We start from the raw sequence: 15384 nt of genomic DNA on the forward strand, positions 1-15384 counted from the left end.
TTCTCTCCTTGAAATGAGAGCCTTACTTTATTCCGGTATCGGGCCTCTTTGTCTGCACCACATCAGTTCACAAAAGCGCACTCAGAAGGTGAAAATCAGAGTCACAGGATGACACACGAACGCTTTTTATCTTTCGGCTTTTCAGGCTGATCTGAACTCGCGGTTTCAGGTTCAATTTTAATCGGGTGCCCGGCTGCGGCCATAATATCCGGATCCGATTTCAGTCTGTCACTGAGATATTTGTAAATGTGGACATTTTCGTAAATGTGGGTATTTCCTGAGAGCACTGGCAGGACAAAGTCCTTGTCATTTTTAAGGGACTCAGTTGCATAGATCAAGACCAAAGGGTTTTCTGCAATGAGGACTCTCAAGAGGGATTCGTTGTTTTTTACTGTCTGCCCGGCATATTGAAAGGAATGATAATTATATCGGGTAGCTGCCATAACCACTTCAGGGTCATTCTTGAGATCGGTACTGGCATACTCAAGCGAAATACCGCCAGGATCACTAATGGCATGCATTACCAGAGATTTATCCTTTTTGAAACGATCGCTGGCATATTTTAATAACCGCCCTCGCGATCTTATTGCAGAATTGGCTATATCGAAATCATCCCTGAATGCGTCGGAGACAAAACGGAATAACATCGGGTTTTGTTCTATCAGGAAAAGCACCAGATCCTTATCGTGATCTAAATTAAAGTCCTCACGCAAGAGTGTAAAAGTAAGCTCCGGGTGGAAGTCTTCAATGACCATGTGGGTCAGCAGTTCCTTTGTTATTCTTGCCGCATCATCGGGTTTGAGCCGTTTGCTGGCATCGGCTAACATTTTGCGAAGTTCTGAACTTCTGTACGAGGGTCGAAATGCCTCAAGAGTTTCATGAGTTTTTTTGGCCACTTCATGTAACAACTTGCATTCGTCGTCCAGATAATCAACGAACGCATAGTTTTTGTAACATCGACGCACGTCACGGCTTTCGAATACATCCACTACCAGGCAATGTTTGAATATCCAGTTATTTACAGAGTCGCTCAGCCCGATTTGAGACTTTTTAACCAGCGTTTCAAAATTCCATTCGTCAAGATTTTCACCACGATTAAATTTGTTGATTGACATATCCAGGTCGGTCAGTCCGCTCAGAACAGTCACTAATTTCACAAAACTATCTTGTAATGCTTTTTTTGAATCAACCTGAGTGTATTCTATGGTCATTTTCCATGCATTTTTATTGAAACTGATTGCCATTGGCAGTGAATGACTATCAATCGATGCGCAGCGGAGTGTCTGTACCAAAAACCAGAAACGCTTCAATTTACCCTGTAAGTGTGTGTTGAACCCGTTTTCAGAAAAATTATCAGAGATGTCGAGGCGGAGTGTACGGCCCCTGCCTCCCTCGGCCTCTTCCAGCATGCTTATGGTGCAGACGTGCACTCCGAGTTTCGCACTGACAAAAGCGGCATCCACCATATTAAGCATGCGTAGCCTTGTTATGGGAAGTTTGCTCGCTACCGACATGCACTTGTCGTTTAATAGTCCCAAAGCGCCCTGAGGGAGTATATTAATCAGCACTCTGGCGTCTGTAATTTTGGTGATTTGTCCCTGCCCTGATGCTTCTGCCACCGGGGCGAGTGCATCAACGAATCGCTGATGAAGCCAGTAAACCAGGTCGTGGGCAGAACTAATATTGAGTATAAATTCGGGCCGGGTCAGTTTTTGCAATCTATCCTGCAAGGTCTGGCAATCGCTTAGCCACTGTCTGAAATTCGCAGGTTGGTCGGGTAATTCCAGCTCGGTGGTTAGCGGCAAGACCACCTTTAAGCGCAGTTTATCAATGGCATCTTTCAGGCTTTTGCAGTGTTTTTCAAGGAGATGGGTTACCTCGGTAAAGGGTTTGACTTTGGATGGTGCAGTATTTGATTCAGATGCTGTGGCCAGACCTAAAAAGTGCTGATAACCAGAGACAAACAGGTCTAAATCCTTCTGTAGTTGCTGAATCTCAAGGTCAAGTTGTTGTAATAGTTTCGATCGGTTTGCTGACATGCTGACTGCCTTACTTCGGCCCGGGCCAAGGCAGCGACTTGTTATACGGTCAGGGTGAAAATAGTCAAGCAACCGGTGATTCTGGCGATTCAGCCAGGCAAAACCGTCGTCGACACGGGTAAAGTCGGGTGGTTCCGCAGGACTGGTTGCGGCTGAGCTGATGATATCCTGACCGGAAGTGGTGCTCCTGGCCTGCCAATAGGCAGACTGGTCGCCTGACAGCAAACAGGCTCCGGGGCTGCCGACAAAACTGCCAGCCACCAGTGTTACCTGTTGTCCGCTGCTCTGTCTTAATGCTTCAGAATACTGAGAACCAGCCAACAGACAGCTTACACCTGCCTGTCGCAAGGTGATGGCAACATGATCATTGGTTCCTCCCTGTTTGAACACGCAGCCGCCCAGACGTTTTAAAATATCAGGTGCCAGCATCCAGTCACTGGCGTGATTGGCAAACAGAATGGCACCGGGTGGAATCTGTTCCGCATTGACCGGTTCGGTGACCATCAGGGCGACACCACTGCAACAACCTTCACTGACCATGGTTCCTTTAGCCAGTGGCAGGGTTGGCGCAGGTGCAGAGAAACGGGTACTGCCCGGCAGCTCGGTCACTGGTCGACTTTGGAACACGTGGAGTTGCAGATCGCCATCCACGCCGAACTCAGCATCGACCGGGCAACAGAACATATCTTCCAGCTTTTCTATGTTTTTCTGCAGTTCTTGCAATATCTCGTCAGAGAGCATGATGTCTTTTGCATCAGTAGTTGCCGTGTTGCTCCGTTCGATATAACCCGCTTCACCGGTCTCTTCATCGGTGATTTTTTCCAGGACAAACTGTGTCGTAATATCACCCGGGGTAAATTGCCGATTTGGTTGACTGTTTTTATCGTCACTGCGCCTGATTGTATAGCGATGGGGGCGAATTCCTGTTGTTCCGGAGACCGCCCCCCGCGGCTGACCCAGAGCATATTCCACCTGAATGGCATTGTCCTGTAGTGTTGAGTGGCTGATCACTACGCCCCCTAGCTGGCAATGAATGCACTGCTGCAGGACCAGCGCCATGGGCTTTACCTGTCCATTTGGACAGACTTCAGGTCGGTAGCCGGACGACAGGACTTGCAGGCAGGTTTTCAGGATATCGCCGCCGCCATGAACCCGGGAATCATAGCGACCGGCCTGGGCATTGCCGAAGCAGTCTTCATCGACGCCGGAACTGCGAACGATGCAGGCTTCGCTGGCTTGTTGACGAAGCATGAAGTAGCGATGACGAATATATCGGGCAGCACTGATATTTTCTACCTGTTGATAGAAATCCTCACTGGCAATAAATTCGGATAACCCCTTGAGCCATTTTGATTGTTGCTGATGCGGTAGTTCGGTAACGATCGTGCGCAATTGTTCCAGGCTGAATGATGCCTGACCCCGCGTGCCAATATCTGGCAAAAAAGGCAACAGGCATATTGCGGGAAAAGACTGTTGCTCCAGCCTGGCGATCAGGGTTGTGTCAACCACCGTGAAGGGTGGAACCGGGATCCCGGCTTGCTGCATACGGTGCAGAAACAGGCCCTTGCCGCCCACGAAGCCCCGGGATTGCCTGTCATCGGTGGCTGGCAAGGTGGCAGGTTGCAAGTTATGGCTGGCAGACCCGCAGATATCCGTATTCGGAAGTTTGATATCACGATCAGGTAGTTGAGGATAAGAGAGAACGGTTTTATCTGAATCATCCGTCATGTGCCCCACGCAAGGAGGGGAGTCTTGCCCGGCAGAAATAACAGAATGAGCGAATGCCCGTCCGATGCAGCGGTCTGCTTCACTGGCAGATTCGGGCAAAGTAAAGCCCGTCGTTGTTGGTTGAGTCTTTTCCATGACTGTGATCTCCTTAATCCCTCTTACCTTTGACCGGTGCTTTTGAAAAAAGTTTCAACTACCCGTCAGTCCGGATCCAGGCGGCAGGAACTTTTTGGATATAAAAAAGTCAGAAAGCATCAATACCGGTTTTAAATGAACCTTAATGTCAACACCATCATCCCGATGAAGGCAGTTATTTTATCGTCAGGCTCCTGGCGGCAATACGAGTGAGGTAATTCTAATCCGGACATCACAATGGCTTTCCAATGACTCTAAGGATTATTGATATGGATTCATTACCAACAACAGGAAATTCACTCTCGACAGTATCGTTTACGAACCCTGAGAGTTGTTCGGCGCAATCTGGCAAAAATTCAAACACTGCACATTGCCTGTCCCCGGGTAGTAAAGAGCAGCTAAGACAGGAATTGCGGGCAGCTCTGAAGGCAGGCACTTTCGGTGCTCGACAGATTGAGGTGTGCGACTCGGAATCATGTTTTACAAGATTCGAAAGAGAGTCGGTTTATCTTGACCATAACGACGAGCTTCCTAAAGCACCAAGACCTGTCAACCTGATTATCGAAGACGTACCCTCGATGTTAGTAAGACCAAACGATGTCATAGTCGGCATTCTAAAACCCGATACGCTCGCTGCTTATAAAGATCATGCCGGCACATTTTCTTTAGAGGAAAATACGTTAAAACCAGATGAACTGTCTACTAAATGCCTACCTGACCACAGTTCACTGCGATTGAAAAAGCTCGAGCAAGCTGACCGGCTCTGTAGTGTCTATAGGGAATCTACGTCAGGTGAACTGCGGCCGAACGGCACATTCAAACCGCCCGAATTCAGGGAAAAAGATAATGAAAAGTTAAGACGCCCTGCAGAATGGCTCACCACCGGGTATACAAAATCACAAATCAAGTGTTTTCTGACTGTAAAAGAGAACATTGCCAAAGGTGTTAGCGATCATTTGCAGGATAAACACCAATTAGAAGAGGCTTTTGGCATAGACCCATTGCCCTGGCTGGTTTATTCCCGGCAAGGCGGTTCTGCAGAAGTTTATTTTGAGGATGAACTCCACCGTGATCAGCTGTTAACGCTTAATGAAACCAAGCTTGGTAATTTTGCGATATCCCATAACATTTCTGAAGAGATCCTGAAGAGGTTATTGAATCTTCTGCCAATGCCGTTAAAAGCAGAAATCCTGAATCAACAGCATCTGCCAACGGTGCAGTTTCGAACTCAGGACATTATAAAACTGGTAACGAATCCGGATTGCTTCACTCGTGAACGCTTACGGGAGTTAATAGACCAGGGTTTCCCTGTTCAAAAAAAAGTACTTTACCGGGGAGAATACCAAACAATATTTGATTTATTGATCAAGTCAGCAACCGTATCTTGGCGGAACGATAAGCTTTACAGAATGACGGGTAATGACGAATTCCAGTGCCTGAGCTGGGCAGATTATCAGGAAGATATCCTTATCCAATTATCCACTGATCTGGCCAGATGCGGAGTGCCTGTTACTGAGAAAACCGCCAATAGGCTTTTAGAGGAATTTTATTCAAAAAGACTTTTCTGCCACTTGAAGGCATTGGGAGTATCCTACCAGGGTACAGATTTATGGTCTTTAATGATTGATCACGACTCTATCACCGATCCGGCTGTGATGCTGGAGTTTCATCAACGTTGCCAGAGACTCAGCTCAGCACAACTGCAGGAAGCGTTTCACCTTGTCCTTCGAAGACCTTTTGAGGGACATCATCCCTGTAAACAACTTAAGAAATATTTACTAGCGTTGTTTCATTTTGGCAAGCCCAATGAGCAAACATTAAGCGCCATCAGAAAAAAAATAGCAGACACCAGCGCTAACGGCATTAAAAAATCCCTGGGAACGCTAAGCACAGATGATTATATCCACTGGGTTAAAGCACTCTGGGAGCGGCGAGATCAAGAGTCCTTTTACCGGCAATGGCCAGAAAAAGTCAAAACAGAGCAGCAACAAATAGTCAAACTGCAAAAGTCCCTCGGCCTCACCGACTGTCGATCTGTCCAATCCGCCTCCCTGACGCAACCAGAGGCGTTGCAATTTCTCGTCGACGCCTTCGGCGTACCACCGGTTTTGCCCAATGCCAGGGATAACGAGGAGACCATTCTGAAAATACTGCAGCATTATTACCGACGTCCCGGACCGGAGCGAGTCATCCAATGCCTTGGCAGTGACACATTGCCCGGGGTATGGAAGCCTGATCACAACTGCAGTCATGTATTGCGGGCCCGGAACAATCTGATGTGGTATATCGAGTTGCTGGAGAAATTCGATCTGATGCATTTCTCTGAACCTGAAAAGAACCTGTTGTCATTGGCAATCATCTATCATGATGCCGCTGCAGAAAATGTCCCCAAAGAGGATGAAGAAGAAAGGGCGGCCAGCTATTTCAAGCGGGATCTGAAGGGGCAGTACCCACAACATCAGCTGGATGATATTGCCGAAGCACTGGCCCGCAAGGAAGATGACGTAGAGGGTAAGAGTGACCAGAATATTTCCACACGGGTTCGCGGTTATCTGCATGTACTGCGCTTTGCTGACCGCATGGACTTTATCCGATTCACCGGGGTTGATGCCTCGTTCCCGGGGTTCTTGACAGGACGACAGAAGTTCTGGCAGTTTGACCCATCGCGCCTGGATCTGCCGTCGCAACTGACCCGGAATTTCAGCCTTGATCCTGCCCTGAAACCGGACTTGCAACAGCAACTGGAAGCCGCCATGCACGGTGCTGCTGATCTGCTACAGGTCACTGGCAGTGATCATGAAGACCTCCGGACGCTTTCTTATGTTCAAACTTTCCGGCTCCAGCCTGACAGGACCGCTATCACCGATAAATTTGAACAGACGCCCCTGCCTCTGCAGAACATGGAAAAATACCTGGATGATAACGTCCGGCGCTATATTGCCAGCCGTGCAGGCATTAACACCTGTTCCAGCCCTGACCATACAGAGTGCAAAACGGACCAGCAAAAGGGGATTACCCGTGGCATCCACAACAGTTTCCATGATCTCAGACAAGTCAGAGTGCCTGAAAGAATGACCCGTCTGGAAAAAATGCAATGTCGCCACGGTTTCAGATTACTGAGTACTGAAACACAAGAGGCCATCGTTCAGGAGGTGCAACGACTGCAATCCGAAGGGATACTCATGAGCCTCGGCACATTAACCCAGGAAACCCTGAAATCACCCCTGGCGAAAAGATCGCTTGAGCAAAGAGGATTTGCGGTGGTTAATGAGAAACGCTTCAGGGGATATGACGAGAAAGGTAAAGTACACCTGCAGGAAATGCTGGTGCCTGTGAAGGTTCCGCCTGATCGTAATGAAGCGAACAAGCAACAAGGCTGGCTGGAATAGATACAGCCAGCCCTCATAAAGAGACGAGGCAAAATCGCAACAAACTGACACCTTGCAGGCAGGTTTGAATGCGGACTGTTTAGAAATGATAAATGATTAATGGAATTATTTTGTAGTGGCACTGTCTAAAGCCGCAGGGATTAAAGAAATCAGCTTAATTCCGTTGTCAGATTACTTGATACTACAAATATTCGCTGAATATTTTGTGAAATATATGATCACAAGTGTCGGTAAAACTTATTCTCTGTGAGGGTAAGATAATTTGGACGATTTATAATTTTGAAACAGGACGTACCTTACTATGAATGTAAACACTCAAGCACCGAGTCATCAAACAATTGACCGAGGCACACAAACAGATTCAAGCACGGATTCAAATGTTGGCAGGTTTCTGCGGCTGACCGTAAAAAAATCACTCACCGAAAACTTCCTCTGGGATGCCCGTGATTGGAAATATAATGATCCTGTCGAAATAAGGTTTGGTCCGGGCTTACTAATGAGGACAATCGGTATTTCTACCGGTATCGTTTGCTGTTTGGCTGCCGGGCAACTAATGTCACTTCATCCTCTGGGGCTTGCGGGTGCTGCGGCAACCGGGTTCATTCTTGGCGGGCAATCAGGTTTTCTGGCCGAGGCAGCCTTTACTAGAGAGTGTCAGCGATTACGAGATCTTGAAGAAGCACTTAATATTCAGCAAGAGCGACGCGCAAACCAGCGTTCAAGCATCCCCCGGGATGAAAACAGAACGAATGCTCCACCCTCATATGATGAATCTGAGCATTACGAGCGCCTTCGCCAAAGTGAAGTAATTTCATCGGTTTAATCAGCGTTTCAAAATACTATTTGTCAGTATTTTCACTGGGATTAAATGGGTTGATTTATATATCCACGGAGGTCAGACCTGACAGAATGGTCACCCATTCCACTACATCCTTTCAGCTGCAGACTGAATATCCGGATCAGATTTCAGTTTGTCGCTAAGGTATTCGTAGATTTGGGGAACTCGTGAGAGCAGAGGCAGGACAAAATCCTTGTCATTTTTAAGGGAATCAGCGACATAGAACATGGCTAAAGGATTTTCCTCAATGATTGTCCTCAACAGGACTTTGTTGTTTTTTGCTGTCTGTCCGGCATAGTAAAAGGCAGGAAAATAGCTTCTGGTAGCCAACAAAACCACTTGCGGGTCATTCCTGAGATCCGTGCTGGCATATTTGAGTGCATCCGCATAATTATTGATGGCAAGCTTTACCAGCGACTTGTCATTTCTGAGACGTTCACTGGCATAAGCTAACAAATCTCCTTGCTGCTCTATGGCAGATTTCGCTATGTCAGTATCATCTTTAAACAGGTCGGCGATCAAACTAAATATTTCCGGGCTTTGCTGAACCAGCGAAAGTACCAGATCCCTGTCATGATCTAAATCAAAGTCCTCTCGCAGCAGTTCAATGCAAGCTTCCCGCCCCTGCCATTCGCTTGCAATGGCCATGCTACAGAGCAGTTCCTTTATTATTCTTGCAGCATCATTCGGCTCAAGGTGTTTGGTATCAGCATTAAATATTTGGCGAAGTTCTGAATTTCTATTCGGATCTTCAGTTGCCTCAATAAAATGACAAGCTTTACTGGCCATATCAAAAAACAGCTTGTATTCGCTATCCAGATAATCGAGGAAAGTATATTCATGATTCCAATAATCTGCCTCCCTGTCATTGATTGCATCCAATACCAGGCAATGTTTGAACGTCCAGTTATTTAAAGGTTCGTCCAGCCCGTTTTGACACCTTTTAACCAGCGTTTCAAAATACCATTTGTCGTTATTTTTACTGAAATTAAATTGGTTGATTGATATATCCATGGAGGTGAGCCCGGACAGAATGTTCACCAATTCCACAAAGGCCTTCTGTAATGCTGGTGTGGAATCAAACCGGGTATACTCTATGGTCATTTTTCCCGCGCTTTGATTGAAGCTGATCGCCATTGGCCGTGAACTTTTATCTAATGATGCGCAACGCAGTGTCTGGACCAAAAACCAGAAACGCTTCAATTTACCCTGTAAGTGCTCGTTTTTCTTGTCTTGGGAAAAATCATCTGAGATGTTGAGGCGGAGTGTTCGGCCCTTGCCTCCCTCGGCCTGTTCCAGCATGGTTATGGTACAGATGTGCACTCCCAGAGTTGCATTAACAAAGGCGGCATCCACCATATTCAGCACGCTTAGTTCAAATAAACTAGGCTTGCCCAGTACCGAGATGCAATTGTCGTCTAATAGTCCGGAAACTCCCCGGGGGAGTATCTCAACCAGCGTTTTGTCTTCTTCAACTTCGGTAATTTTTCCCTGGCCGGATGCGCCAGCCACCGGCGCGAGAGCGTTGACAAATTGCTGATGAAGCCAGTAGATCAGGTCGTGGACAGTACAGATTTCGCATTCATAACTGGGCTGGTTCAGTTTTTGCAATGTATCCAACAAGGTCTGGCAATCTCTCAGCCATTGTCCGAAATCCGTCCGCCGGGAGGGCAATTCTTCATTGCCAGCCAGCGGCGTGACCACTTCTGTGTAAAGGTCATCAATGGCATCCTCCAGGTCTATCAATTGTGTTTCAAGGTACGGGAGTTCATCGGTAAAGGGCTGGATTTTGGAGGGTATAGCAACCGCTTCAGACCCGACGGCCAGATCTAAATAACGCCGATAACCGGATAAAAATTGTTGCAGATCGCCCTGCAGAAGATGAATCTCCCTGCCAAGTTGTGATAACAGATCCGATCGGTTTGCTGACATGCTGATTGCCTTGCTTCGTCCTGGTCCAAGGCAATGGCTAAGTAACCGGTCAGCGCGAAAGTAGTCCAGCAACCGGTCATTCTGGCGATTCAGCCAGCCAAAACCTTCATCGACTCTGGTGAACTCGGGTGGTTCTGCAGGACTGCTTGCGGGTAAGCTGACGATATCCTGACCGGAAGTGGTGCTATTGGCCTGCCAGAAGGCAGACTGGTCGCCGGTCAGCAAACAGGCTCCGGGGCTGCCGGCAAAACTGCCTGCCACCAGTGTTACCTGTTGTCCGCTGCTCTGTCTTAATGCCTCAGAATACTGACAACCAGCCAACAGACAGGGTATACCCGCCTGACGCAGGGTGATGGCAACATGATCGTTGGTTCCCCCTTGTTTGAACACACAGCCGCCCAGACGTTTTAAAATATCGGGTGCCAGCATCCAGTCACTGGCGTGATTGGCAAAAAGAAGGGTTCCGGACGGGATCTGTTCTGCGTTGACCGGTTCGTTGACCGCCAGGGCCAAACCACTGCAGCAACCTTCACTGACCATGATGCCTTCAGCCATCGACACGGCTGGTGCTGGTTCAGAGAAACGGGTACTGCCCGGCAGCTGGGTCACTGGCCGACACTGGAACAGGTACAATTGCCCTAACATAGACACGCCGAACTCAATATCCATCGGGCAACAGAACATATCTTCCAACTGTTCTGTGTATTCCTGCAGTTTTTGCAATATCTTGTCAGAAAGCATGATGTCTTTTGCATCGGTGGTTGCCGTGGTGCTCTGTTCGATATAACCCGTTTCATCGGTCTCTTCGTCGGTGATTTTTTCCAGAACAAACTGTGTGGTAACGTCTCCAGCGGTAAATTGCCGATCCGGTTGACTGTTTTCGTCATCATTGCGCCTGATCCTGAAGCGATGAGGGCAGATGCCTGTACGTCCGGAGACCGCCCCCCGGGGTTGACCCGGAGCAAATTCCACCTGAATGGTATCGTCCTGTAAGGTTGAGTGGCTGATCACTACGCCCCCCAGCTGGCAATGAATGCACTCCTGCATGACCAGCGCCATGGGTTTTACCTGTCCGTTTGGACAGACTTCAGGCCGGTAGGCGGAGGACAGGACTTGCAGGCAGGTTTTCAGGATATCGCCGCCACCATGAACCCGGGAATCATAGCGACCGGCCTGGGCGTTGCCGAAGCGGTCTTCATCGACACCGGAACTGCGAACGATGCAGGCTTCGCTGGCTTGTTGCTGAAGCATGAAGTAGCGATGACGAATATCCTCGGCAGCACTGACATATTTGACCTGTTGATAGAAGTCCTCACTGGCAATAAATCCGGATAACCCCTTCAGCCATTCTGATTGTTGCGGATGGGGGAGTTCGCTAATGATTGTGCGCAATTGTTCCAGGCTGAAAGATTCCTGGCTCCGGGTGTCAATATCTGGCAAAAAGTGCAACAGGCATTTTGCGGGGAAAGGCTGTTGCTCCAGCCTGGCGACCAGGGTTGTGTCAACCACAGTAAAGGGTGGAACCGGGATACTGGCCTGCTGCATACGCTGCAGAAACAGTCCCTTGCCGCCCATAAAGGCCCGGGTTTGCCTGTCATCGGTGACTGACAAGGTGTCAAGCTGCAAGTCATGGCCGGTAGGTCTGTGGTTATCCGTATTCGGAAGTTTGATATTACGAGCAGGTAGTTGAGGACAAGAGAGAAGCGTTTTGTCTGAATTATCCGTCCAGTGCCCCATGTCAGGAGGAGAGTCTTGCCTGGCAGAAATAACAGAACGAGCGAATGCAGATGCTCTGTTGCAGTCTGGCTTACGGGCAGGTTTCAGTGAAGTTAAGCCTGGTGTTGTTGGTTGAGCCTTTTCCATGACTGTGATCTCTATAATTCTTCTCACATCTGACCGGTGTTTTTGAAAAAAGTTTCAACTAATCGTCAGTCCGGGTTTAAGCTGCAGGAACTTTTTTGATGTAAAAAAGTCAGAAACTATAGTGCCGTTTTTAAAAGAACCTTAATACCAACACCATCATCCCGATGAAGTCAGGTATTCATCGTCAGCAGTGACTCACCAGCGGCTCAGGAATGACGTCGGGTTTATCTCTATGTTTAACGCTTCCTTGCTTCAGGAACATCAGGGTGGCAATACGAGTGGGGTAATTCTAATCCGGACATCACAATGATTTTGCAATTACTCCAGGGGTTATTGATATGGATTCATTACCAACAACAGGAAATCCACTCTCGACAGTATCGTTTACGAATCCTGAGAGTTGTTCGGCGCAATCTGGCAAAAATTCAAACACTGCACACTGCCTGTCCCCGGGTAGCAGAGAGCAGCTAAGACAGGAATTGCACGCAGCCCTGAAGGTCGGCACTTTGGGGGCTCGACAGATTCGGGCGTGCGACTCGGAATCATGTTATACAAGATTCGAAAAAGAGTCGGTTTATCATGACCATAACGACGAGTATCCAAAAGCACCAAGACCGGTCAACCTGATTATCGAAGATGTGCCTTCTTTATTACCCCCAACGAAAGATGTCACAGTTGGCATTCTAAAACCCGATACGCTCGCTGCTTATAAAAATCATGCTGTTACAGCTCATTTACAGTTCAGGGGTTTAAAGCCGGATGAACTTTCTACTAAATGCCTCCCTGACCACAGTTCACTGAGATTGAAAAAGCTCGAGCAAGCTGACCGGCTCTGTAGTGTATACAGGAAGTCTACGTCAGGTGAACTGCGACCGAACGGCACATTCAAAGCGCCCGAATTCAGGGAAAAAGATAATGAAAAGTTAAGAAACCCTGCAGAATGGCTAACCACCGGCTATACAAAATCACACATCAAGTGTTTTTTCACGATCAAAGAGAACATTGCCAAAAGTATTACCGATCATTTGCAGGATAAACACCAATTAGAGGAGGCTTTAGGCATAGACCCATTGCCCTGGCTGGTGTTTTCCAGGCAAGGCGGTTCTGCAGAGGTTTATTTTGAGGATGAACTCCCCAGTGATCATCTGTTAACGCTTAATGAAGCCAGGCTCAGAAATTTTGCGATATCCCATAACATTTCTGAAGAGATCTTGATGATGTTATTGAATCTTCTGCCATTGCCGTTAAAAGCAGAAATTCTGAATCAACAGTATCTGCCAACACAGCGGCATCCGGTTCAGGTTGAGGACATTATGAAACTGGTAACGAACCCGGATTCCTCCACTCATCAACGCTTACGGAAATTAATAGACCAGGGTTTCCCTGTACAAAAGAAAGTATTTTACGAAGGAGAATACCAAACACTATTTGATGTGTTGATCGAATCAGCAGGCGAATTATGTCTTTACGACCATCTTCACAGAGAGACAGCAGCTGACGAAGACCAGTGTATGAGCTGGACAGCTAAACAGGAAGCTATTTTTGTCCAATTAGCCACTGATCTGGCCAAATGCGGAGTGTCTGTTAATGAGAAAACCGCCAACAACATTCTACAGGATTTTTATTCAATAAGGCTTTGCCGCCATCTGAAGGCGTTGGGATTATCCTACAAGGGTATTGATTTACGGTCTATGATACTTTGCCACCCATCTTGCAATGATCCGGCTGTGATGCTGGAGTTTCATCAGCGTTGTCTGAGACTCAGTTCAGCACAACTGCAGGAAGCGTTTTACCTTGTCCTTCAACGACCTTTTGAGGGACATCATCCCTTTAACCAACTTAGGAATTATTTGTTAGCACTGTTTCATTTTGGCAAGCCCAATGAGCAAACATTAAGCGCCGTGAGAAAAGAAATAGCTGACACCGGCCCTAAAGGCATCAAAGAATCCTTGGGAAAGCTGAGTGCAGATGACTATATCATCTGGATTAAAGCACTCTGGAAATGCCGAGATAAACAGCCCTTTTACCAGCAATGGCCAGAAAAAGTCAAAGCAGAGCAACAACAAATAGTCGAACTGCAAAAGTCCCTCGGCCTCAGCGACTGTCGATCTGCCCAACCTGCCTCCCTGACGCAACCAGAGGAGTTGCAATTTCTCGTTGACGCCTTCAGCGTTCCACCGGTTTTGCCCAATGCCAGGGATAACGAAGAGACCATTTTGAAAATACTGCAGCATTATTACCGTCGCCCCGGTCCTGAGCGAGTCATCCAATGCCTTGGCAGTGACACATTGCCCGGGGTATGGAAGCCTGATCACAACTGCAGTCATGTATTGCGGGCCCGGAACAATCTGTTGTGGTACATCGAGTTGCTGGAGAAATCCGATCTGATGCGTTTCTCTGAATCTGAAAAGAACCTGTTGTCGTTGGCGATCATCTATCATGATGCCGCTGCAGAAGATGTCCCCAAAGAGGATGAAGAAGACAGGGCGGCTTCCTATTTCAAGCGGGATCTGAAGGGGCAGTACCCACAACATCAGCTGAATGATATTGCCGAAGCACTGGCCCGCAAGGAAGACGACCTACAGGGTAAGAGCGACCAGAATCTGTCCACACAGGTTCGCGGTTATCTGCATGTATTGCGCTTTGCCGACCGCATGGACTTTATCCGATTCAGCGGGGTTGATGCCTCGTTCCCGGGACTCTTCAAAGACCGACAAAAGCCCAGACAGTTTGACCCATCGCGTCTGGATCTGCCGTCGCAACTGACCCGGAATTTCACCCATGGTCCTGCCCTGAAACCGGACTTGCAACAGCAACTGGAAGCCGCCATGCACGGTGCTGCTGATCTGCTACAAGTCACTGGCAGTGACAGCAAAGACCTGCGGACGGTTCCCTATGTTCAAACTTTCCAGCTCCAGCCTGACAGGACCGCTATCACCGATAAATTTGAACACACGCCCCTGCCTCTGCAGAACATGGAAAAATACCTGGATGATAACGTCCGGCGCTATATTGCCAGCCGTGCAGGCATTAACACCTGTTCCAGCCCTGACCATACAGAGTGCAAGACTGACCAGAAAAAGGGGATTACCCGTGGCATCCACAACAGTTTTCATGATCTCAGACAAGTCAGGGTGCCTGAAAGAATGACCCGTCTGGAAAAGATGCAGTGTCGCCATGGCTTCAGATTACTGAGCACTGAAACACAAGAGGCCATCGTTCAGGAGGTGCAACGACTGCAATCCAAAGGGATACTCATGAGCCTCGGCACATTAACCCAGGAAACCCTGAAATCACGTAAGGCAAAAAGAGCGCTTGAGAAAAGAGGATTTGCGGTGGTTAATGAGAAACGTTTCAGGGGATATGACAAGAAAGGTAAGGTAAAGCTGCAGGAAATGCGGGTGCCCGTGAAGGTTGTTCCTGATCGTGATGTTAGTGTTTTGCCGTATAAGGAATGAAG

Annotated in this window: 5 protein-coding genes; 3 read left to right on the top strand and 2 right to left on the bottom strand. The window is 48.0% G+C overall.

From position 1 onward, the window contains the following. Positions 1 to 101 precede the first annotated feature (101 nt). Positions 102 to 3902, bottom strand: a complete 3801-nt coding sequence (locus ACO6VG_RS17875; RefSeq protein WP_422474996.1) for a DUF4116 domain-containing protein — start codon at positions 3900 to 3902, stop codon at positions 102 to 104. A gap of 269 nt (positions 3903 to 4171) precedes the next feature. On the opposite strand from ACO6VG_RS17875, the gene ACO6VG_RS17880 reads away from it, so the two are divergent. Together ACO6VG_RS17880 and ACO6VG_RS17885 are read left to right on the top strand one after the other, a co-directional pair. Further along, entirely contained in the window at positions 4172 to 7291 is a 3120-nt protein-coding gene (locus ACO6VG_RS17880; protein ID WP_422409004.1) for a hypothetical protein, read from the top strand. 301 nt (positions 7292 to 7592) lie between these two features. Further along, positions 7593 to 8114, top strand: coding sequence for a hypothetical protein (locus tag ACO6VG_RS17885; RefSeq protein WP_422409002.1), 522 nt, complete (start codon positions 7593 to 7595; stop codon positions 8112 to 8114). A 102-nt stretch (positions 8115 to 8216) separates the two neighbouring features. Here ACO6VG_RS17885 and ACO6VG_RS17890 read toward each other — a convergent pair whose 3' ends face one another. Next, a complete protein-coding gene (locus ACO6VG_RS17890; RefSeq protein WP_422474998.1) occupies positions 8217 to 11924 on the bottom strand; it encodes a DUF4116 domain-containing protein in 3708 nt (1235 codons plus the stop codon). A gap of 338 nt (positions 11925 to 12262) precedes the next feature. Here ACO6VG_RS17890 and ACO6VG_RS17895 point away from each other — a divergent pair, with 338 nt between their 5' ends. Continuing rightward, positions 12263 to 15382 carry a hypothetical protein gene (locus ACO6VG_RS17895; RefSeq protein WP_422475000.1) on the top strand — a complete coding sequence of 1040 codons (3120 nt, stop codon included), beginning with the start codon at positions 12263 to 12265 and terminating at the stop codon, positions 15380 to 15382. The last annotated feature ends 2 nt before the right edge of the window (positions 15383 to 15384 follow it).

Origin of the sequence: Endozoicomonas sp. ALB032 (assembly GCF_049310125.1) — a bacterium.
Taxonomy (GTDB): Bacteria; Pseudomonadota; Gammaproteobacteria; order Pseudomonadales; family Endozoicomonadaceae; genus Endozoicomonas_A.

Excerpts from the sequence above, each read along its gene's own strand:
- ACO6VG_RS17885 (WP_422409002.1), top strand. The coding sequence starts at position 7,593 with ATGAATGTAAACACTCAAGCACCGAGTCATCAAACAATTGACCGAGGC.
- ACO6VG_RS17895 (WP_422475000.1), top strand. The coding sequence starts at position 12,263 with ATGGATTCATTACCAACAACAGGAAATCCACTCTCGACAGTATCGTTT.
- ACO6VG_RS17875 (WP_422474996.1), bottom strand. The coding sequence starts at position 3,902 with ATGGAAAAGACTCAACCAACAACGACGGGCTTTACTTTGCCCGAATCT.
- ACO6VG_RS17890 (WP_422474998.1), bottom strand. The coding sequence starts at position 11,924 with ATGGAAAAGGCTCAACCAACAACACCAGGCTTAACTTCACTGAAACCT.
- ACO6VG_RS17880 (WP_422409004.1), top strand. The coding sequence starts at position 4,172 with ATGGATTCATTACCAACAACAGGAAATTCACTCTCGACAGTATCGTTT.